The following is a 19,691-nucleotide window of genomic DNA, read 5'->3' as shown; positions in this document are numbered from 1 at the left end:
CGGGAGCCTAGATCGCCCCGAACCGTAGGCTGCGGCCCATGAGCATCATCGGAGTCGGGATCGACGTGGCCGAGATCGATCGGTTCCGGGCGTCGCTGGAGCGGACGCCGGGGCTGGCGGACCGGTTGTTCGTGACGCGGGAGCTGCTGCTGCCCAGCGGCGAGCGGCGCGGGATCGCCTCGCTCGCGGCCCGCTTCGCGGCCAAGGAGGCGCTGGCCAAGGCGCTGGGCGCGCCGCCCGGGCTGCTGTGGACCGACGCGGAGGTGTACGTCGAGGACAGCGGACGGCCCCGGCTGCGGGTGCGCGGGTCGGTGGCCGCGCGGGCGGCGGAGCTGGGGGTGCGGTCCTGGCACGTGTCGCTGAGCCATGACGCGGGGGTGGCCTCGGCGGTGGTGGTGGCCGAGGGGTGAGTCAGGGTCGGGTGGGGGGCGCGCTCGACGGGAGCTCGGGGTGACGTCGGGGTGAGTCCCCGGATGTGACGGGCGGGGGGTCCGGGGCAGACTCGAAGCCATGCGAACTGCGTACAGCGTGGAGACGGTCCGGGCGGCGGAACGGACACTGATGGCACGGCTTCCGGAGGGCGCGCTGATGCAGCGCGCGTCCGCCGGACTCGCCGCCGCCTGCGCCGAGCTGCTCGGCCGGGTGTACGGCGCCCGGGTGGTGCTGCTGGTGGGCAGCGGGGACAACGGCGGGGACGCCCTGTACGCCGGCGCGCGGCTGGCCCGCAGAGGCGCCGGGGTGACGGCCGTCCTGCTCGCCCCCGACCGGGCCCACGCCGGGGGCCTGGCGGCTCTGCGCCGGGCCGGCGGTACGGTGGCCGCCGACGGCACGGCCGGCACCGCCGAGGAGCTGATCGAGCGGGCCGACCTCGTGGTGGACGGCGTCGTCGGGATCGGCGGCACGGGCGGGCTGCGGCCGGACGCCGAGCGGCTCGCGGCCGTCGCCGGGCGGTCCCGGGCCGCCGTGGTCGCGGTCGACCTGCCCAGCGGGGTCGAGGCGGACACCGGTGAGGTGCGCGGGGCGGCGGTGCGGGCGGACCTGACGGTCACCTTCGGCACGTACAAGCCCGGCCTGCTGGTCGATCCCGCGCGGGAGTACGCCGGGGTGGTCCGGCTCGTGGACATCGGGCTCGAACTGGCCGCCGAGGGCGAGCTGGAGGCCCTGCAGCACGCGGAGGTGGCGCGGCTGCTGCCGGTGCCGGCGGCCGAGAGCGACAAGTACCGGCGGGGTGTGGTCGGGATCGCCGCCGGGTCGGCGCGCTATCCGGGCGCCGCCGTGCTGGCCGTCTCCGGCGCGCTGCGCGGCGGCGCGGGTGCCGTGCGGTACGTCGGTCCGGCCGGGGACACGGTCCTCGCCCGCTTCCCGGAGACGCTCGTGTCCGACGCCGGGCCGGCCAAGGCGGGGCGGGTGCAGGCCTGGGTGACGGGTCCGGGCGCGGGGGAGGACGCGGCGACCGTCGCGGAGGTGCTCGCCTCGGACGTGCCGGTGCTGCTGGACGCGGACGGCCTGCGGCTGGCCGAGCGGGACACGGTACGGGGGCGGACGGCGCCGACCCTGATGACACCTCACGCGGGCGAGGCCGCCGCGCTGTTGGGGGTGGCCCGCGAGGAGGTCCAGGGGGCCCGGCTGGCGGCGGTGCGGGAACTGGCGGCGGCGTACCGGGCGACGGTGCTGCTCAAGGGCTCGACGACGCTGGTCGCGGACAGCGCGGGCGGCCCGGTCCGGGTCAACCCGACCGGCACCTCCTGGCTGGCCACGGCCGGCAGCGGCGACGTGCTGTCGGGCCTCGCCGGCTCCCTGCTGGCAGCCGGCCTGTCCGCACTGGACGCGGGCAGCGCGGGCGCCTACCTCCACGGCCTCGCGGGCCGCTTCGCAGCACACGGCGCCCCAACCGGCGCCCACGACATCGCGGCCCACATCCCGCAGGCTTGGCAAGACGTGTGCGAGTGAGCGGCGCACCCCGGCGGGGCACTCGCGCAACCCCAGCCGTGGAAGCCGACGGCACGGCAGTTCCCCAGGGGCGCGGGGAACTGCGCGCCCGGCCACGGCGTGCTCGCGGCCGCATGACGACGGACCCACCCGCCACCCTCGGTGGGCCGGGGTTCCGTGTCATCGTGGACGCGGGGGGCTGCCCGGCCGCCCCGGGGGACCTTGCCGTGGAAGCCGACGGCACGGCAGTTCCCTGGGGGCGCGGGGAACTGCGCGACCAGCCACGGCGTGCCCGCAGCCGTATAACAACGGAACCTCTCCCGCCCGGCAGCCGGAGGCCCCCGTACCGGCCTCTGAGAGACTGAGGGCGCCATGAGTGAGACTTCAACTGTGCCGACCGCCCCCCTGCGCGCCCGCGCCGAGATCGACCTGGCCGCACTGCGCGCCAACGTGCATGCCCTCCGCGCCCGTGCACGAGGCGCGGCCCTGATGGCCGTAGTCAAGTCCGACGCCTACGGCCACGGGGCGGTACCGTGCGCCCGCGCGGCCCGCGCCGCCGGGGCGACCTGGCTCGGCACGGCCACGCCCGAGGAGGCCCTCGCGCTGCGCGCGGCCGGCCTGCCGGGACGGCTGCTGTGCTGGCTGTGGGTACCGGGCGGCCCCTGGCGGCAGGCGATCGAGGCCGACATCGACGTCTCCCTGAGCGGCGTGTGGGCGCTGCGCGAGGCCGTCGGTGCGGCCCGCGCCGCCGGCCGCACCGCACGCGTTCACCTCAAGGCCGACACCGGCCTCGGCCGCAACGGCTGCCAGCCCGCCGACTGGCCCGAACTGGTCGCCGAGTCCCTGCGCGCGCAGGCCGAGGGGCTGGTCCGGATCACCGGCCTCTGGTCCCACTTCGCCTGCGCCGACGAGCCCGGCCACCCCTCCATCGCCGCCCAGCTCGACCTGTTCCGGGACCTGGTCGCCTACGCCGAGGAGCGGGGAGTGCGCCCCGAGGTACGGCACATCGCCAACTCCCCGGCCACGCTCACCCTGCCCGAGACCCACTTCGACCTGGTCCGCACCGGCATCGCGATGTACGGCATCTCGCCCAGCCCCGAACTGGGCACCCCGGCCGACTTCGGGCTGCGCCCGGTGATGACGCTGAGCGCCTCGCTGGCGCAGGTCAAGCAGGTGCCGGGCGGACACGGCGTCAGCTACGGCCACCACTACGTCACCCCCGGCGAGACCACCCTCGGCCTGGTGCCGGTCGGCTACGCGGACGGCATCCCGCGACACGCCTCCGGCACCGGCCCGGTGCTGATCGGCGGCAAGTGGCGTACGGTCGCCGGACGCGTCGCCATGGACCAGTTCGTGGTCGACCTCGGCGGCGACGAACTCCCGGTCGGCACCGAGGCCGTCCTGTTCGGGCCCGGCGACCGCGGTGAGCCCACCGCCGAGGACTGGGCGGGGGCCTGCGGCACCATCGCGTACGAGATCGTCACGCGCATCGGAACCCGGGTGCCCCGCGTCCACGTCAACGAGGAAGAAGCCGGGTGAACGGACGCGATCACGGGTAACCGGCCGCCGACGCGCGCCATACCCGTGTCCGTCCGGCACCCGCCCCGGCCGCAACGGCACGACCCGGCACCACCCGGTAGCACCTGAGTTCCTCCGGACTCACCCGGATTCAGCCCACCCAGCGAACTGCAGTAAGGCGAAGAGGAGCGGTACGTGAGCGAGAGCAGCGCGGAGGCCGTGGCGGGCGTCGTCGCCTCCGCCACCTCCGCCGCGGAGGCGGCCGGGGCCTGGCGCCGGGCCACCGGTATCGCCGGTGCCGCGATAGGCGTGCTGGCCGCCGGCGCGGCGGCCGGCGTCGCCGTCGAGCGCATGACGGTGGGGCGCGGGGTGCGCCGCAAGGCCCGGCTGGCGCTGGACGCGGCCGGCCCCTACGGCACCCTGCGCGGCACCCCGGGCAAGGCGTACGCCGACGACGGCACCGAGCTGTACTACGAGGTGGACGAGACCGAACCGGACACCGGCGCCCAGGTCTCCCCGCGCCGGCGACGGCTCTTCGGCCGCAAGGCGCCCGCCCCCGTCACCGTCGTCTTCTGCCACGGCTACTGCCTCGGCCAGGACTCCTGGCACTTCCAGCGGGCCGCCCTGCGCGGGGTCGTGCGGACCGTGCACTGGGACCAGCGCAGCCACGGCCGCTCCGGGCGGGGCGTGGCCCAGAGCCGGGACCGGGTGCCGCTCACCATCGACCAGCTCGGCCGCGATCTGAAGGCCGTACTGGACGCCGCCGTACCGGAGGGGCCCGTCGTCCTGGTCGGGCACTCCATGGGCGGGATGACGATGATGGCGCTGGCCGCCCAGTACCCGGAGCTGATCCGGGACCGGGTCGTCGCCGCCGCGTTCGTCGGCACCTCGTCCGGGCGGCTCGGCGAGGTCAACTTCGGGTTGCCGGTGGCCGGGGTCAACGCGGTGCGCCGGATCCTGCCGGGGGTGCTCAGGGCGCTCGGACAGCAGGCCGAGCTGGTGGAGAAGGGGCGCCGGGCCACCGCCGACCTGTTCGCCGGGATCATCAAGCGGTACTCGTTCGCGGGGCGGGACGTGGACCCGGCCATAGAGCGGTTCGCGGAGCGGATGATCGAGTCCACGCCGATCGACGTGGTCGCCGAGTTCTATCCGGCCTTCACCGACCACGACAAGACCGAGGCGCTGCCCTGCTTCCGGGACATGCCGGTGCTGGTGCTGGCCGGGGTGCGGGACCTGGTGACGCCGAGCGAGCACAGCGAGGCCATCGCCGACCTGCTGCCGGAGGCCGAGCTGGTGCTGGTGCCGGACGCCGGGCACCTGGTGATGCTGGAGCACCCGGAAGTGGTCACCGACCGCCTCGCCGACCTGCTCACCCGCGCGGGCGCGGTGCCGGCAGGGGCTACCGTAAGTGGCTATGGAACATCCGGCAGCACCAGTGACAGCGCAGGACCCCGTTGAGACGCGTCTGACGATCACCTCGCCCGAGCGGATGCGCGAGCTGGGCCGGCGGCTGGCCGGGCTGCTGCGCGCGGGCGACCTGGTGATGCTCTCCGGGGAGCTGGGCGCGGGCAAGACGACACTGACCCGGGGCCTCGGCGAGGGCCTGAACGTGCGCGGCGCGGTCACGTCCCCCACCTTCGTCATCGCCCGGGTGCACCCCTCCCTCGGCGACGGCCCGCCCCTGGTCCACGTGGACGCCTACCGGCTCGGCGGCGGCCTGGACGAGATGGAGGACCTGGACCTGGACGTCTCGCTGCCCGACTCCGTGATCGTCGTGGAGTGGGGCGAGGGCAAGGTCGAGGAGCTCACCGACGACCGCCTCCAGATCACCATCCACCGCGCGGTGGGCGACACCACGGACGAACTCCGCCACGTCACCCTGACAGGCCTGGGTTCCCGCTGGTCCACAGCGGACCTCCCCTCCTTGACCGACCTGACGGGCTGAACCCCCCCCCGGGACTGCCGGCCTGGCCTCCGCCCCGGCCCAGCCCGCGTTTTTCCGACAAGCCGTCGGCACGATATTGCGCCGGACGGGCCCGGCATGGTGACATGGAGGTCAGAGCCTGGTTAGGTGAACCTAACTTCGCCGCCCCCGCACTTCAGGAGGCGTTCATGAGTGCTGCCGATTCCCGGGAAGAGCTCCGCCGCCCGGCCGCGCCGTCGATGCGAGACCTGCTGGCGGCGTGCGCCGCTGCCGCCGCCGTCTCCCTGCCGCCGCGGGCCCCCGAACCCCGGCCACGCACGGCAACCGAACCGGCCCCCCAGCAGCGCGCGGCCGCATAGGCGGAGGCGGCCGGCGACAGTGCCTAGCGGATCACCACCACCGGCACCCCGATCGTCGCGAACAACCACATCGCGTCGCCGTCCGATCGGCTCTCGCGGATGCCGCCCGTCTTCACGCCCGGGTCGGCGGCCACCGGTGAGCCGTCGCCGACCGCCGCGCTGAAGCCGATCGCGATGCCGTCCGCGGTGGTGGTGAACCGCACGACGTGCTCGATCGGCACCCCGTCGGAGCCGGTGACCGCGTTCGAGCGGGACGACACCCAGTAGGTGCCCGGCAGCGGGTCCAGGTTGCCGGGCCGTACCCGGAAGGTGCGCTGCACCCGGTCGCGCGCGGACACCAGCCAGACCCGGTCGTCGTCCAGCGAGTACACGACCCGTTCTCCCGTGCCGGAACCGTGCGGCAGAGCGGTGGGATTGCGCCGGTCCCGGGGCGCCTTGGAGGCGGCCGACGCACTGGCCGACGGCTTGCCGCCCAGCCCCGCCGGGACGGTCGCCCGGGCCTGGAAGGCGAGGAAGCCGACCGCTCCGACGGCGGCGGCGGTGAGGCCGGCCACGATTCCCGAGCTGGTCCCTGCCACCTGCGCCCTCCTCTGTCCCGGATGTCCCGCGCGATCGCCCCGCGCGATATGTCGTACTGATATGTCGTACTTCGTACAGACCGTAGCAGCCGGTGACCGCCCGGCCGGTACGGCGATGCGGGCGGCGCGGGCGCCGTAGGCTGTTCGCGTGCTCTTGCTCGCTCTGGATACCGCAACGCCCGCCGTCACCGTCGCCCTGCACGACGGTACGGACGTCATCGCCTCGTCGAGCCAGGTGGACGCGCGCCGGCACGGAGAGCTGCTGCTGCCGGCCGTCGACCGGGTCCTCGCCGAGGCCGGACTGAAGCTGGAGGCGGTCACCGGCGTCGTCGTCGGCATCGGCCCCGGCCCCTACACCGGTCTGCGGGTCGGCCTGATGACCGCCGACACCTTCGGCCTCGCCCTCGGCGTCCCGGTGCACGGCCTGTGCACCCTGGACGGCCTCGCCTACGCCGCCGACATCGCCGAGGGCCCCTTCGTCGTCGCGACCGACGCCCGGCGCAAGGAGGTCTACTGGGCCACCTACGCCGACTCCCGCACCCGCCTCACCGACCCCGCCGTGGACCGCCCCGCGGACATCGCCGAGCGGGTCGCCGGGCTCCCGGCCGTCGGAGCCGGCGCCCTGCTCTACCCGGACACCTTCCCGAGCGCCCACGAGCCGGAGCACGTGTCGGCCGCCGCCCTCGCCGCCCTGGCCGCCGAGCGGCTGGCCGCGGGCGAGGAACTGCCCGCGCCCCGGCCGCTGTACCTGCGCCGCCCGGATGCCCAGGTGCCCAAGAACTACAAGGTGGTCACGCCGAAGTGACCGCACGACTGCGTGAGATGCGCTGGTGGGACATCGACCCGGTCCTGGAGCTGGAGCGGGACCTGTTCCCCGAGGACGCCTGGTCGCGGGGCATGTTCTGGTCCGAGCTGGCCCACGCCCGCGGCGCCGAGGCCAGCCGGCGCTACCTGGTCGCCGAGTCCGGCGGCCGGGTCGTGGGCTACGCGGGCCTCGTCGCCTCCGGTGACCAGGCCGACGTGCAGACCATCGCCGTCGCCCGGGACCAGCAGGGCACCGGCCTCGGCGGCCGGCTGCTGACCGAGCTGCTGGGCGCGGCGACCGCCTTCGAGGCCCGCGAGGTGCTGCTGGAGTGCCGGGTCGACAACATCCGCGCCCAGAAGCTCTACGAGCGCTTCGGCTTCGAGCCCATCGGCTTCCGGCGCGGCTACTACCAGCCGGGCAACGTCGACGCCCTGGTCATGCGCCTCACCGACCCCTCATCATCCGTACAAGGAACCGAGATCAATGGCTGACGAACCGCTCGTCCTCGGCATCGAGACCTCCTGCGACGAGACCGGCGTCGGCATCGTGCGCGGCACCACCCTGCTGGCCGACGCCATCGCCTCCAGCGTGGACGAGCACGCCCGCTTCGGCGGCGTCGTCCCGGAGGTGGCGTCCCGCGCGCACCTGGAGGCCATGGTCCCGACCATCGACCGCGCGCTGAAGGAGGCGGGCGTCTCGGCGCGCGACCTCGACGGCATCGCGGTCACCGCGGGCCCCGGCCTCGCGGGCGCCCTGCTGGTCGGCGTCTCGGCCGCGAAGTCGTACGCCTACGCCCTCGGCAAGCCCCTGTACGGCGTCAACCACCTCGCCTCCCACATCTGCGTGGACCAACTGGAGCACGGCCCGCTGCCCGAGCCGACGATGGCGCTGCTGGTGTCCGGCGGCCACTCCTCGCTGCTGCTGTCGGCGGACATCACCTCCGACGTCCGTCCGATGGGCGCGACCATCGACGACGCGGCCGGCGAGGCCTTCGACAAGATCGCCCGGGTGCTGAACCTGGGCTTCCCCGGCGGCCCGGTCATCGACCGGTACGCGCGCGAGGGCGACCCGGCGGCAATCAGCTTCCCGCGCGGTCTGACCGGCCCGCGCGACCCGGCGTACGACTTCTCCTTCTCCGGTCTGAAGACCGCCGTGGCCCGCTGGATCGAGGCCAGGCGGGCGGCCGGCGAGGAGGTGCCGGTGCGGGACGTGGCCGCGTCCTTCCAGGAGGCCGTGGTCGACGTGCTGACCCGCAAGGCCGTCCGGGCCTGCAAGGACCAGGGCGTCGACCACCTGATGATCGGCGGCGGCGTGGCCGCCAACTCCCGGCTGCGCGCCCTCGCCCAGGAGCGCTGCGAGGCGGCCGGCATCCGGCTGCGCGTGCCGCGCCCCAAGCTGTGCACGGACAACGGCGCCATGGTGGCCGCGCTCGGTGCCGAGATGGTCGCCCGCAACCGCGCCGCCTCCGACTGGGACCTGTCGGCTGACTCGTCCCTGCCGGTGACCGACCCGCACGTCCCCGGACGCGGTCACGGCCACAGCCATGACCACGATCATGTGCACGAGGTCAGCAAGGAGAACCTGTACTCGTGACGGTCGCGCTGATGTGGGAGGCCCGCGCCGTCGAGGGCCGCGGCGCGGACCTGCTCGCCTGGGTACGGCAACAGCCGCTCGCCGACGAGCCGTTGCGGCGGGACGTCCTGCGGGCGCCGCAGGACCGGGTGCTGGTGATCACCTGGTGGGACGCGCCGTACGACGCCGACCTCCCCGAACTCCCCGAGCCGGATGCCGAGTTGGTGACCCGGGCGGTGCACCGGTGGCGCTTCGAGGCGCTGCCGGAGCACTGAACTTGCGCGTACCCGCCCCGCATGGGCTATGATCATCACACAGCGAACGGCCGGAACACCGGCCCGGACGCAGTGCGTTGGTGGTCCAAGGAAAGACGTCCCGCTTCCTGCGGGGAGATGCAGGTGCAAGGCCTGCCCGGCGCTCCACTCGAATCCCGCCCCCGGTCTCCGGGGGCGGGATTCGTCGTTTCGGGGCCCTCCCCGGCGCGCACGGCAAACGACGGTTCCGGATGAGAATTCCCCAAGAAAACCGACTCGCACCGCTTCCGCTGACAAGTCCCTGATGATTCGGACTTATGTTCCTGCCGTGACGCGACACGAGGAGCAAGTCGACGCCGGCGGACGGCCGGTGCGGCGATCGAGGACGCTGAAGATCGCCGGTATCGCCCTGGCCGGTGCCCTGGTGCTGTGCGCGGCCGGCGCGAGCTGGGCGTACTGGCATCTCAACGACAACATCCACAGCGTCGACATCGACAGCGCGCTCGGCGACAACCGGCCCGCCCGCGCGGTGCCGAGCCCGACCGCGTCCGCCGCCCCGCTGCCGACCGGCGCCCTGAACATCCTGGTCCTGGGCTCCGACTCGCGCAGCGGCAAGGCCAACAAGGCGCTCGGCGGCGGGGACAGTTCGGGCGCCCGCTCCGACACGGCGATGGTGGTGCACGTCGACGCGGGCCGCACCACGGCCACCGTCGTCAGCATCCCGCGCGACACCCTCGTCACCCGCCCGTCCTGCCCGCTCGCCTCGGGCGGCTCGACGGCGGTGGCGTACAGCGCGATGTTCAACAGCGCCTACTCGCTGGGCGGGCCGGTGTGCGCGGTGAAGACCGTCGAGTCGCTCACCGGCGTCCGCATGGACCACTACATCGAGATCGACTTCTCCGGCTTCGCCAAGCTGGTGGACGCGCTCGGCGGCGTCGACGTCACCACCGACCAGGACATCGACGACGACCGGAGCCACCTCCACCTGAAGGCCGGCGCCCACCACCTCGACGGCAAGAAGGCCCTCGCGCTCGCCCGCACCCGGCACGGTATAGGCGACGGCAGCGACCTCGGCCGCATAGGACTGCAGCAGAAGCTGGTCAAGGCGCTGCTGGAGCGCATCGGCGACACCGACCTGCTCACCGACCCGACCCGGCTGTACCGGGTCGCCGACGCGGTCACCGCCAGCCTGACCACCGACACGGGCCTCGACTCCCTGACCGGGCTGACGGACCTCGGCCGCAGTCTCCGGGACCTCTCGGCCGACCGGGTGAAGACGGTGATGATGCCGGTCGTCACCGCACCCTCCGACCCCAACCGCGTGATCGCGAAGGAACCGGCGGCCGGCGACCTGTGGGCGTCGCTGCGGTAGGCCTCGTCCCCGGTGGCCGAACTGAACCGCGCGTCCGCCAGGTCGCGGGCCGGCGGCCCCGCCGAGAGCCCGCGCCGCCGGACGGCACCCTGGCCGCCGACCCGCCCGCCGCGACCACCCCCGCTCCCGCCCGTCCGCGTTCCCGTCCCGGCCGCACGGCAGAGAGGCGGGCCGAGCCGGAGCGGGCGACGGAACCGACCCGCGCCGAAGGGGAGCGGCACCTGCCAGGGCACGCCGGGCGGCGCGGAGCCGCCGGTCCTCGGTCGCCGGAGCCCGCCCGGTGCCGCCCGCTGCGGGGCATCCGCCGGCCGCCTGCGCCCCCGCCGGCCGTCTCTCGACGGACAGCCGTGACCTGCCCCAGCCACCGCCCGGCGCCGACCGGTTACCGGCTACCGGCTTCCGCCGGCGCGGGGGCGTCAGCCCGCCGTCGCCGGAGCCCCGATCAGCATCGTCGGTGCGCCGGCGACCCGGGTGAGGAACACCGTCGCCGCGTTCGGGCCCTGCGGTCTGACCTTGCGGCGCAGTTCCTCCGGTTCGACGGCGGAGCCCCGCTTCTTGACGGTCAGGACGCCGACCTCGCGCTCGCGCAGCAGCGCCTTCAGCTTCTTGACGTTGAAGGGCAGCCGGTCGGTGATCTCGTAGGCGGAGGCGTAGGGCGTGCGGCGGAGTTCATCGGCGGTGACGTAGGCGATCGTCGGGTCGATCAGGCCGCCCTCGACCTCCTCGGCCACCTCCGCGACCAGATGCGCCCGGATCACGGCACCGTCCGGCTCGTACAGGTACCGCCCCACCGGCCGTGCGGCGGGATCGGGCAGCCCCCGGCCGAGCAGGCGGCGCGGGCCGGGCAGCAGCGTGGCCCGGACGGCGCCCGGCGCGCCGGTGCCGAACCACAGCACCGCCTCCTTCACGTCACCGCCGTCGGAGATCCACTCGGCCTCGGCCTCGGCGGGCACCGCCTCGTGCGGGATGCCCGGGGCGATCTTCAGGGCCGCGCGGGGTGCCGCGAGGGCCGCGCCGACCGCCCAGGACAGCGGCGGCGAGTAGGCCTCCGGGTCGAAGATCCGGCCCCGTCCGCCGCGCCGGGCCGGGTCCACGAACACCGCGTCGTACCCGGCGGTGTCCACCTCCGTGACGTCGGCCTCGCGCACCTCGATCAGCTCCGCCAGGCCCAGCGCCTCGGCGTTGGCCCGCGCCACCGCCGCCGTCAGCGGGTCCCGGTCCACGGCGAGCACCCGGATCCCGGCGCGGGCCAGCGCGATCGCGTCCCCGCCGATCCCGCAGCACAGGTCGGCGACCGAGGTCACGCCCAGCTCCGCCATCCGCCCCGCCCGGTACGCCGCCACGCTGCTCCGCGTCGACTGCTCGACCCCGTTGGGCGTGAAGAACATCCGCCCGGCGTCCTCGGCACCGAACTTCGCCGCCGCCCGCTGCCGCAGCCGGGCCTGACCGAGCGCCGCCGACACCAGCTCGGCCGGATGGTCGCGACGCAGCCGGGTGGCCACGGCCAGCTCGCGCGCGGGCGCGGTGTCGCGCACCTCGTCGAGGAGGGCGCGGCCTTCGGGGGTGAGGAGGAGGTCGAGGTCGTTCACCGGGACATTGTGGGCCAGTCGGTGGATGGTGCGCGTCACGGCGGTGCTGTCGGGCCGGGATCGGGGCCCCGGCCTGCGAGGATCCGGCTCCATGCGAGCAGTAGTACAAAATGACAAAAACAGGACACGTTCCGGTGCCCGCGCCCGACGCCTGGTCCGCTGCTGCGGCGCCGCCACGCTGGCCACCGCCGCCCTGCTCTCCGGCTGCGCCGGTCCCGACGGCACCCGCGCCACGAGCGCCCCGGGTGCCCCCGCCCCCGCCCGCCCGCTGACCCCCGAGGCCCGCCAGGCCGCCGAGCACGAGCGCCTGGTCGCCGCCGCCCGGCGCTGGAACCTGGCGGAACCCCCGCTGACGGCCCCGCCGCCGCCCGCCGTGAAGCCCAGGATCACGGCGCGTGACGGCTTCGAGGTGGACCACCAGGAGGACTGGGGCCTGCCGCCGGTCTTCACGACCGTGCCCACCGAGCAGAAGGTCGTCTTCCTCACCATCGACGACGGCGCCGAGAAGGACCCGAAGTTCCTGGAGATGATGCGGGACCTGAAGATCCCGTACACCGCCTTCCTCAGCAACTACCTGGTGAAGGACGACTACGCCTACTTCCGCAGGATGAAGTCCTACGGCAACACCCTCAACAACCACACCCTGCACCACCCGTACCTGCCGGGCCTGTCCTACGAGGAGCAGAAGGCCGAGATCTGCGGCATGCAGGACATCATGAAGAAGCAGTTCGGCAAGGCGCCCACCGTCATGCGGCCGCCGTACGGCAACTACAACCAGGACACCCTGGTCGCCGCCAAGTCCTGCGGCATCAAATACGCGCCGATCTGGAACGAGGAGGTCTTCGTCGACCACTGGGAGTTCCGCGAGGACGACCAGCAACTGCGCCGAGGCGACATCGTGCTCACCCACTTCCGCGGGCGCGACGACTGGAACGGCACCATGGTCGACGACATGCGCCGCTTCCTGAACAAGGTCACGCGCGAGGGCTACGCCGTGGCCCGCCTGGAAGACTACCTGTGAGGCGGGCGCGGGCGCGGGGCCTGGCCGGGGCGGTCCTCGCCTCGGCCCTCCTCCTCACGGGCTGCGCGCAGTCCGTGGACCCCATCGAACGCCTCGGCAAGAAGGCGGCCGAAGGAGTACGACCCCACCGCCCCGCCCTCCCCACCGCCTACCGCCACTGGGGCCTGACCGCGCCCCTGCCCGCCCCGCCCCACCCGGCCGCCCGCACCCTCGCCCTCGGCACCCCGCCCCGGGTCGTGGACCGCGTCCCCACCCGCGATCGGGTCGTCTTCCTCACCTACGACGACGGCGCCGGGCGCGACCCCCGCTTCGCCGACATGGTCCGCGAACTCCGGCTGCCCGTCACCCTGTTCCTCGCCGCCCCCGGCCACGGCGACCCCGCCCGCCTGCACCGCCTGGGCGCCGGCCTCCAGAACGGCGCCCCCGCCGGCCGGCGCGCCGAGATCTGCGGCAGACAGCGCCACCTCACCGCCCGCCTCGGCACCCGCCCCCGCCTCCTGCGCCCGCTCGGCGGCGGGTACGACCCGAGCGCCCTGCGCGCGGCGGCCGACTGCGGCATCACGGCACTCGTCCTGTCCCGCGCCACCCTCACCCCCGCCGGCGCCCTGACCTACACCCACGGCCCCCACCGGCTCCGCCCCGGCGACATCGTCCAGATCGACTCCGCCCCGCCTCTGCCGGACCGCACGGCCGCCGTCCTCCGCGGAGCGCAGGGGGAGGGCCTGACACCGGCCCACCTGGAGGACTACCTGTAGGGACCTCCGGTCACGGAGGGGTGAACACCGGGTACCGGCACAGCTCCCCGCACCCGAAAGATCGCCGACGCGCCGCACGGCATTGGCACTCCGCTTGACCGAGTGCTAATCGCGGTCATAGTCTCGGCTCTGGCACTCCCCCCAGGAGAGTGCCAACAACGCGACGGGCAGGTCCGGCACCCGCGACGACGGATCGACCTGGTCGCCACCTCAGACAGTTAACCCCGTGAGATCTCCGAAGGGGGAGGTCGGATCGTGACGACCGCCAGCTCCAAGGTTGCCATCAAGCCGCTCGAGGACCGCATCGTGGTCCAGCCGCTGGACGCCGAGCAGACCACGGCCTCTGGCCTGGTCATCCCGGACACCGCGAAGGAGAAGCCCCAGGAGGGCGCCGTCCTCGCCGTGGGCCCGGGCCGATTCGAGAACGGCGAGCGCCTGCCGCTCGACGTCAAGGTCGGCGACGTCGTTCTGTACAGCAAGTACGGCGGCACCGAGGTGAAGTACAACGGCGACGAGTACCTCGTCCTCTCGGCTCGCGACGTGCTCGCGATCATCGAGAAGTAGTTCACCCCGAGCAAACCTTTGCTTTGAGCTGCGCCCCTGGCCCCCGCGACCGATAACGAAGCCGGGCGTCCGGGGCGCAGTTCGTCTTTTACACCCACAGATTTCGAGAGGGCTCCCGCTGTCATGGCGAAGATCCTGAAGTTCGACGAGGACGCCCGTCGCGCCCTCGAGCGCGGCGTCAACAAGCTTGCCGACACGGTGAAGGTGACGATCGGTCCCCGTGGCCGCAACGTCGTCATCGACAAGAAGTTCGGCGCCCCCACCATCACCAACGACGGTGTCACGATCGCCCGCGAGGTCGAGATCGAGGACCCGTACGAGAACCTCGGCGCGCAGCTCGTGAAGGAGGTGGCGACCAAGACCAACGACATCGCGGGTGACGGCACCACCACCGCCACCGTGCTCGCCCAGGCCCTGGTGCGCGAGGGTCTGAGGAACGTCGCCGCGGGTGCCTCCCCGGCCGCCCTGAAGAAGGGCATCGACGCCGCCGTCAAGGCCGTCTCCGAGGACCTGCTCGCCACGGCCCGCCCGATCGACGAGAAGTCCGACATCGCCGCCGTGGCCGCGCTGTCCGCCCAGGACCAGCAGGTCGGCGAGCTGATCGCCGAGGCCATGGACAAGGTCGGCAAGGACGGTGTCATCACCGTCGAGGAGTCCAACACCTTCGGTCTGGAGCTGGACTTCACCGAGGGCATGGCCTTCGACAAGGGCTACCTGTCGCCGTACTTCGTGACCGACCAGGAGCGTATGGAGGCCGTCCTCGACGACCCGTACATCCTGATCAACCAGGGCAAGATCTCCGCCATCACGGACCTGCTGCCGCTGCTGGAGAAGGTCATCCAGGCCGGCGCCTCCAAGCCGCTGCTGATCATCGCCGAGGACGTCGACGGCGAGGCCCTGTCCACCCTGGTCGTCAACAAGATCCGCGGCACCTTCAACGCCGTCGCGGTGAAGGCCCCCGGCTTCGGCGACCGCCGCAAGGCGATGCTCCAGGACATGGCCGTCCTCACCGGCGCCACCGTCATCTCCGAGGAGGTCGGCCTCAAGCTCGACCAGGTCGGTCTCGACGTGCTCGGCTCCGCCCGCCGCGTCACCGTCACCAAGGACGACACCACGATCGTCGACGGCGCCGGCAACTCCGAGGACGTGCACGGCCGCGTCGCGCAGATCAAGGCCGAGATCGACACCACCGACTCCGACTGGGACCGCGAGAAGCTCCAGGAGCGCCTCGCGAAGCTGGCCGGCGGCGTGTGCGTCATCAAGGTCGGCGCCGCCACCGAGGTGGAGCTGAAGGAGAAGAAGCACCGTCTGGAGGACGCCATCTCCGCGACCCGCGCCGCGGTCGAGGAGGGCATCGTCTCCGGTGGTGGCTCCGCCCTGGTCCACGCCTCCAAGGTGCTGGACGGCAACCTCGACAAGTCGGGCGACGAGGCCACCGGTGTCGCCGTGGTCCGCAACGCCGTGGTCGAGCCGCTGCGCTGGATCGGCGAGAACGCCGGCCAGGAGGGCTACGTCATCGTGTCCAAGGTCAAGGACCTGGACAAGGGGCAGGGCTACAACGCCGCCACCGGCGAGTACGGCGACCTGATCAAGGCCGGCGTCATCGACCCGGTCAAGGTCACCCGCTCCGCCCTGGAGAACGCCGCCTCCATCGCCTCCCTGCTGCTCACGACCGAGACCCTGGTCGTCGAGAAGAAGGAAGAGGAGCCGGCCGAGGCGGGCCACGGCCACAGCCACGGCCACGCCCACTGACCCACCATTCGGCCAAGGGCCCGGCACCCCTCGGGGGCGCCGGGCCCTTGCCGTGTCCGGGGTCGGCGGCGGTCCGGCCGTGTTTTGTGCCCCAGTGGCCCCCGTCCGGCAGACCTGCCTGCCCGAGCCGCCCCGCACCCGCAACCGCAGGTCGCTACCCCGGTCGGCGTCCTCGGAAGTCACCCGCGCCCATGCCCCGGTGCGGGAATCGGTGGCCGCGACGGCGTGCGCGGCAGCTCTGGTGCCGAGGTCATGACCGGCGGTGAACGCCGTCAGGCGGGGTCGGCCACCGCCGGGCACCACGAACGCGGCCAGGCCGCACCGGAAGCGCCGGCCGCGCGCCCCCGTCAACGGTCCCGTCCGTCTGCGCTCCCGCCCGGCGATGCCCCGTCCGGCAACGGCCCACCGGGCCCCGCCCATATCTCGCCCTCGCCCCCCTACTGCGGCCCGTACTTGCGCCCGGTCCGGGACGTGACGCCGCCCAGCAAGCCGCGCGGGGTGATCTTCACCAGGCCCATCAGGGCCTTGTAGCGGGGGTCCGGGATAGAGAGGGACTTGCCGCGGGCCAGGTCCGCGAGGGCCGCCGCGACGAGTTTGTCGGCGTCCAGCCACATCCAGCCGGGGATGCTCTCCGTGCCCATCCCGGCCCGCTCGTGGAACTCGGTGCGCACGAAACCCGGGCACAGGGCCATCAGCCGCACCCCGGTGCCGGCCAGGTCCTTGGCCACGCCCTGGGTGAACTGCACGACCCACGCCTTGGACGCCCCGTAGGTACCGCGCGGGACGAACGCGGCCACCGAGGCGACGTTGACGACCCCGCCCCGGCCGCGCTCGCGCATCGCCGCCGTCGCCGCCGAGGTCAGTCGGAGCACCGCCTCGCAGTGCACCTTGAGCATCCGCAGCTCGTCGGCCATGGGCACGTCCAGATAGCGGCCCTTGTTGCCGAAACCGGCGTTGTTGATCAGCAGGTCGACCGGGTTGCGCCGGTCGCCGAGCCGGTCGGCGACCGCCTCGATCCCCTTGTCCTCGGCCAGGTCGGCGGTCAGCACCTCGACCTCGACACCGTGCCGGTCGTGCAGTTCGGTCGCCTGCTCGCGCAGGCGCCTGGTGTCCCGCGCCACCAGGACGAGGTCGTGCCCGTCAGCCGCGAGCCGCCGCGCGAACGCGGCGCCGATCCCCGCGGTCGATCCCGTAATCAGAGCCGTTGTCATGGACCAAGCGTAGTGACCCCGGCCGACAGCGCCCGTCGGCCGCGCGGGCCCGCCGACGCCCCCTCAGCCGCCGTACCGCGCCACGTGCTTACGGGCCGCAGCCAGCGCCTCCGGATGCAGCGCGTCGCCCGCGGCGAGCAGCCCCGGCAGCAGTTCCCGCTCGGTGGTGACCGCGCGGAACTGCGTCGCCGCCGTCACCCCGTGCCCCGGCCGGTGCACGATCTCGATCGGATCGCCCGCCTGGACGGCCCCCGGTGCGATCACCCGCAGGTAGGCACCCGTCACGCCCTTCCGGGTGAATCTCTTCACCCACCCCGGCTCGCCCAGATGGCCCTGGAACGTCCGGCACGGAATCCGCCCGGACGTCACCTCCAGCACCACCTCGGAACCGACCCGCCAGCGCTCGCCGATCAGCGCGCCCGAGACGTCGAGGCCGTCCGTGGTCAGGTTCTCCCCGAAGCAGCCGTTGGCCAACGGCCGGCCGAGTTCGCGCTCCCACGCGTCGAGATCCTCGCGCGCGAACGCGTACACCGCCTGGTCCGCTCCACCGTGATGCCGCAGGTCGCACACCGTGTCCCCGGCCAGCCCGCTGCCGCCCGTCCCCTTCGGGCCCGGCGCCGCCACCCGCACCGGCCCGTCGGCCGGCCGCTTGTCGATGCCCGTCACGCCGTCCGGGTGGTCCGTGAACGGCACGGGCCGCGCGGTGCCCAGATTGACCGAGAGAAGCTTCATGACCGCACGGTACGGGAGCCGCCCTCAAAGCGTCGAGCGAATTTTTAGAGATCACTCCAAGGATGGCTTATGCTCGAAGGGTGATCGAGGCCCGTCATCTCCGCGTCCTGCGCGCCGTCGCCACCACCGGGTCCTTCTCGGCGGCGGGGCGCGAACTGGGCTGCACCCAGCCCGCCGTCAGCCAGCAGATGAAGGCCCTCGAAACCTCGGTCGGCACCCCGCTGCTGGTCCGCGCCGGCCGCGAGATGCGCCTCACGCAGGCCGGGGAGGCCCTGGTCAGACACGCGTCCGGCATCCTCGCCGGACTCACCGCCGCCGAGGAGGAGGTCGCCGCCATCGCGGGCCTGCGGGCCGGCCGGGTCCGGCTGGTCTCCTTCCCGAGCGGCAGCTCCACCCTGGTCCCCGCCGCCCTCGCCGCCCTGCGCGCCGCCCACCCCGGCACCCGCGTCTCCCTGGAGGAGGCCGAGCCGCCGAGGTCCGTCGAACTGCTCCGCGAGGGCGACTGCGATCTGGCCCTGGCCTTCCGCTACGAGGGCGCGGCGACCGCGGAGGACTGGGACGACCTGGTCGTACGGCCCTTGCTCACCGACCGTCTGGTGGCCCTGGTGCCCGAGCGGCACCCGCTCGCGCGCGCGGAGAGCGTCGCCATCGGGGAGCTGGCCGGCGAACCGTGGATCGCCGGCTGCCCGCGCTGCCGCGGCCAGTTGGTGCAGGTCTGCGAGGGTGCCGGCTTCACCCCGCGCATCGACTTCGCGACCGACGACTACCCGGCGGTGGTCGGCCTGGTCGGCGCCGGACTCGGAGTCGCCGTACTGCCGCAGCTCGCCGTGGAGTCGGTACGGCCGAGGGGGGTGCGCGCGGTGCGCCTGGAACCGGCGGTACGGCGGAAGATCGTCGCCCTCACCCTGCCCGACCTGGCACCCGTGCCGACGGTGGCGGCGACGCTGGAACAACTGGCCCGGGCCGCCCGGCGGCCGTAGCGGGCCCGGCGGAGACCGGCGAAGTCGCGGGCACGCGCGTGCGTGCCCGATATGAAGAAACGTTCCTTCAGTGATGCGGGGCGGAGTCCCCGCCACCGGCCGATGCCGAGACCAGCCGGTTGCGGGCCCGTCCCATCAGCTCCTCGCGCTCGTCCTCGGTGAGGCCGCCCCAGACGCCGTACGGTTCGCGCACCGCCAGGGCGTGTGCCGCGCACTCCGCGCGGACCGGGCACCTCATGCAGACCTCCTTGGCCGAGTTCTCACGAGCGCTCCGAGCCGCCCCGCGCTCGCCTTCCGGGTGGAAGAAGAGCGAGCTGTCCACCCCGCGGCAGGCTGCCAGCAGCTGCCAGTCCCACAGGTCCGCGTTCGGTCCGGGAAGGCGGGAGAAATCTGCCATTACGTGACCCCTTGTAGCCGTTCTGGGCGGATACGGTGCCAACGACCGTACATCTCCGGTCTAAGGAGATGAAAATATGACTCATTGCGAATCTAGCCCCGGACACTGCGAAACGGGAAGAAAAAGGGCTGAATGGGGCATAGGTTGTGATGAAAAGTTGTGGGTCCGACGGGCATGTCTGTGCCGTGTCGAGGCCCTCACATAGAGTGCCGAAGACGGCACACGGCCCCGTAACTCTTTCGAGTGACCGTCGTTGAGAGTGCGGAGGCGGTTGAAAACACAAGAGCTCGGGCAGGCGTCCGAGACGGTCGACCGCACAGGTGACGATTCCGTACCAGCCTGGAGGCTCAAGGTGACGCGCATCAGCTGCGGAGGGCGG

General features: G+C 73.4%; 21 protein-coding genes and 1 tRNA gene. 17 read left to right on the top strand and 5 right to left on the bottom strand.

Features of this window, described 5'->3' with window-relative positions; translation table 11 throughout:
* Window positions 1-38 precede the first annotated feature (38 nt).
* The 6 genes from NX794_RS02890 to NX794_RS02865 all read left to right on the top strand — a co-directional run bounded on the left by NX794_RS02890 (window position 39) and on the right by NX794_RS02865 (window position 5,730).
* On the top strand, window positions 39-410 hold the full coding sequence (locus NX794_RS02890) for a holo-ACP synthase (protein ID WP_258776479.1): 372 nt from the start codon (window positions 39-41) through the stop codon (window positions 408-410).
* Window positions 411-510: 100 nt separating this feature from the next.
* The gene (locus NX794_RS02885; RefSeq protein ID WP_258776478.1) at window positions 511-1,950 is read left to right on the top strand and encodes an NAD(P)H-hydrate dehydratase; all 1,440 of its coding nucleotides are present in this window, start codon (window positions 511-513) and stop codon (window positions 1,948-1,950) included.
* A gap of 351 nt (window positions 1,951-2,301) precedes the next feature.
* Complete coding sequence (gene alr / locus NX794_RS02880; protein WP_258776477.1) at window positions 2,302-3,468, top strand: alanine racemase; 1,167 nt, start codon at window positions 2,302-2,304, stop codon at window positions 3,466-3,468.
* A 174-nt stretch (window positions 3,469-3,642) separates the two neighbouring features.
* Window positions 3,643-4,905, top strand: a complete 1,263-nt coding sequence (locus tag NX794_RS02875; RefSeq protein WP_258776476.1) for an alpha/beta fold hydrolase — start codon at window positions 3,643-3,645, stop codon at window positions 4,903-4,905.
* A complete protein-coding gene (gene tsaE, locus NX794_RS02870) occupies window positions 4,862-5,392 on the top strand; it encodes a tRNA (adenosine(37)-N6)-threonylcarbamoyltransferase complex ATPase subunit type 1 TsaE (RefSeq protein WP_258776475.1) in 531 nt (176 codons plus the stop codon). The genes NX794_RS02875 and tsaE overlap by 44 nt, the downstream gene beginning before the upstream one ends.
* 167 nt (window positions 5,393-5,559) lie before the next feature.
* Window positions 5,560-5,730 (top strand): hypothetical protein, encoded by a 171-nt coding sequence (locus NX794_RS02865; protein ID WP_258776474.1) that lies wholly within the window; start codon window positions 5,560-5,562, stop codon window positions 5,728-5,730.
* Window positions 5,731-5,753: 23 nt separating this feature from the next.
* On the opposite strand, the gene NX794_RS02860 is transcribed toward NX794_RS02865, so the two are convergent.
* On the bottom strand, window positions 5,754-6,308 hold the full coding sequence (locus tag NX794_RS02860; protein ID WP_258776473.1) for a hypothetical protein: 555 nt from the start codon (window positions 6,306-6,308) through the stop codon (window positions 5,754-5,756).
* 148 nt (window positions 6,309-6,456) lie between these two features.
* On the opposite strand from NX794_RS02860, the gene tsaB reads away from it, so the two are divergent.
* The 6 genes from tsaB (at window position 6,457) to NX794_RS02830 (ending at window position 10,311) form a co-directional block, all read left to right on the top strand.
* Complete coding sequence (tsaB, locus tag NX794_RS02855) at window positions 6,457-7,113, top strand: tRNA (adenosine(37)-N6)-threonylcarbamoyltransferase complex dimerization subunit type 1 TsaB (RefSeq protein ID WP_258776472.1); 657 nt, start codon at window positions 6,457-6,459, stop codon at window positions 7,111-7,113.
* 17 nt (window positions 7,114-7,130) lie between these two features.
* Entirely contained in the window at window positions 7,131-7,604 is a 474-nt protein-coding gene (gene rimI / locus NX794_RS02850) for a ribosomal protein S18-alanine N-acetyltransferase (protein ID WP_258776963.1), read from the top strand.
* Window positions 7,597-8,706, top strand: a complete 1,110-nt coding sequence (gene tsaD / locus NX794_RS02845) for a tRNA (adenosine(37)-N6)-threonylcarbamoyltransferase complex transferase subunit TsaD (protein WP_258776471.1) — start codon at window positions 7,597-7,599, stop codon at window positions 8,704-8,706. The genes rimI and tsaD overlap by 8 nt, the downstream gene beginning before the upstream one ends.
* Complete coding sequence (locus NX794_RS02840; RefSeq protein WP_258776470.1) at window positions 8,703-8,960, top strand: hypothetical protein; 258 nt, start codon at window positions 8,703-8,705, stop codon at window positions 8,958-8,960. Before tsaD ends, NX794_RS02840 begins: the two co-directional genes overlap by 4 nt.
* A 74-nt stretch (window positions 8,961-9,034) precedes the next feature.
* A tRNA-Arg gene (locus tag NX794_RS02835) sits at window positions 9,035-9,107 on the top strand.
* A gap of 136 nt (window positions 9,108-9,243) precedes the next feature.
* Window positions 9,244-10,311: an LCP family protein gene (locus NX794_RS02830; RefSeq protein ID WP_258776469.1), complete on the top strand. Its 1,068-nt coding sequence runs from the start codon at window positions 9,244-9,246 to the stop codon at window positions 10,309-10,311.
* Window positions 10,312-10,727: 416 nt separating this feature from the next.
* On the opposite strand, the gene NX794_RS02825 is transcribed toward NX794_RS02830, so the two are convergent.
* Complete coding sequence (locus NX794_RS02825) at window positions 10,728-11,900, bottom strand: class I SAM-dependent methyltransferase (protein ID WP_258776468.1); 1,173 nt, start codon at window positions 11,898-11,900, stop codon at window positions 10,728-10,730.
* A 91-nt stretch (window positions 11,901-11,991) separates the two neighbouring features.
* On the opposite strand from NX794_RS02825, the gene NX794_RS02820 reads away from it, so the two are divergent.
* The 4 genes from NX794_RS02820 (at window position 11,992) to groL (ending at window position 15,992) form a co-directional block, all read left to right on the top strand.
* Window positions 11,992-12,921 carry a polysaccharide deacetylase family protein gene (locus NX794_RS02820; protein WP_258776466.1) on the top strand — a complete coding sequence of 310 codons (930 nt, stop codon included), beginning with the start codon at window positions 11,992-11,994 and terminating at the stop codon, window positions 12,919-12,921.
* On the top strand, window positions 12,918-13,676 hold the full coding sequence (locus NX794_RS02815; RefSeq protein WP_258776465.1) for a polysaccharide deacetylase family protein: 759 nt from the start codon (window positions 12,918-12,920) through the stop codon (window positions 13,674-13,676). The genes NX794_RS02820 and NX794_RS02815 overlap by 4 nt, the downstream gene beginning before the upstream one ends.
* A gap of 255 nt (window positions 13,677-13,931) precedes the next feature.
* Window positions 13,932-14,240 (top strand): co-chaperone GroES, encoded by a 309-nt coding sequence (gene groES / locus NX794_RS02810; RefSeq protein ID WP_004955293.1) that lies wholly within the window; start codon window positions 13,932-13,934, stop codon window positions 14,238-14,240.
* A 123-nt stretch (window positions 14,241-14,363) separates the two neighbouring features.
* On the top strand, window positions 14,364-15,992 hold the full coding sequence (groL, locus tag NX794_RS02805; protein WP_258776463.1) for a chaperonin GroEL: 1,629 nt from the start codon (window positions 14,364-14,366) through the stop codon (window positions 15,990-15,992).
* Window positions 15,993-16,429: 437 nt separating this feature from the next.
* On the opposite strand, the gene NX794_RS02800 is transcribed toward groL, so the two are convergent.
* Together NX794_RS02800 and NX794_RS02795 are read right to left on the bottom strand one after the other, a co-directional pair.
* Window positions 16,430-17,203 carry an SDR family NAD(P)-dependent oxidoreductase gene (locus tag NX794_RS02800; protein WP_258776462.1) on the bottom strand — a complete coding sequence of 258 codons (774 nt, stop codon included), beginning with the start codon at window positions 17,201-17,203 and terminating at the stop codon, window positions 16,430-16,432.
* Window positions 17,204-17,266: 63 nt separating this feature from the next.
* Window positions 17,267-17,935: an MOSC domain-containing protein gene (locus NX794_RS02795; RefSeq protein WP_258776461.1), complete on the bottom strand. Its 669-nt coding sequence runs from the start codon at window positions 17,933-17,935 to the stop codon at window positions 17,267-17,269.
* A gap of 80 nt (window positions 17,936-18,015) precedes the next feature.
* Here NX794_RS02795 and NX794_RS02790 point away from each other — a divergent pair, with 80 nt between their 5' ends.
* Entirely contained in the window at window positions 18,016-18,915 is a 900-nt protein-coding gene (locus NX794_RS02790; RefSeq protein ID WP_258776460.1) for a LysR family transcriptional regulator, read from the top strand.
* Window positions 18,916-18,982: 67 nt separating this feature from the next.
* On the opposite strand, the gene NX794_RS02785 is transcribed toward NX794_RS02790, so the two are convergent.
* Window positions 18,983-19,312 (bottom strand): WhiB family transcriptional regulator, encoded by a 330-nt coding sequence (locus NX794_RS02785; protein ID WP_258776459.1) that lies wholly within the window; start codon window positions 19,310-19,312, stop codon window positions 18,983-18,985.
* Between the last annotated feature and the right edge of the window lie 379 nt (window positions 19,313-19,691).

The sequence above is a fragment of the Streptomyces pyxinicus genome (assembly GCF_024753135.1).
In the GTDB taxonomy this organism is placed as follows: domain Bacteria; phylum Actinomycetota; class Actinomycetes; order Streptomycetales; family Streptomycetaceae; genus Streptomyces; species Streptomyces pyxinicus.
This window is presented reverse-complemented; position numbering and strand designations above follow the sequence as displayed.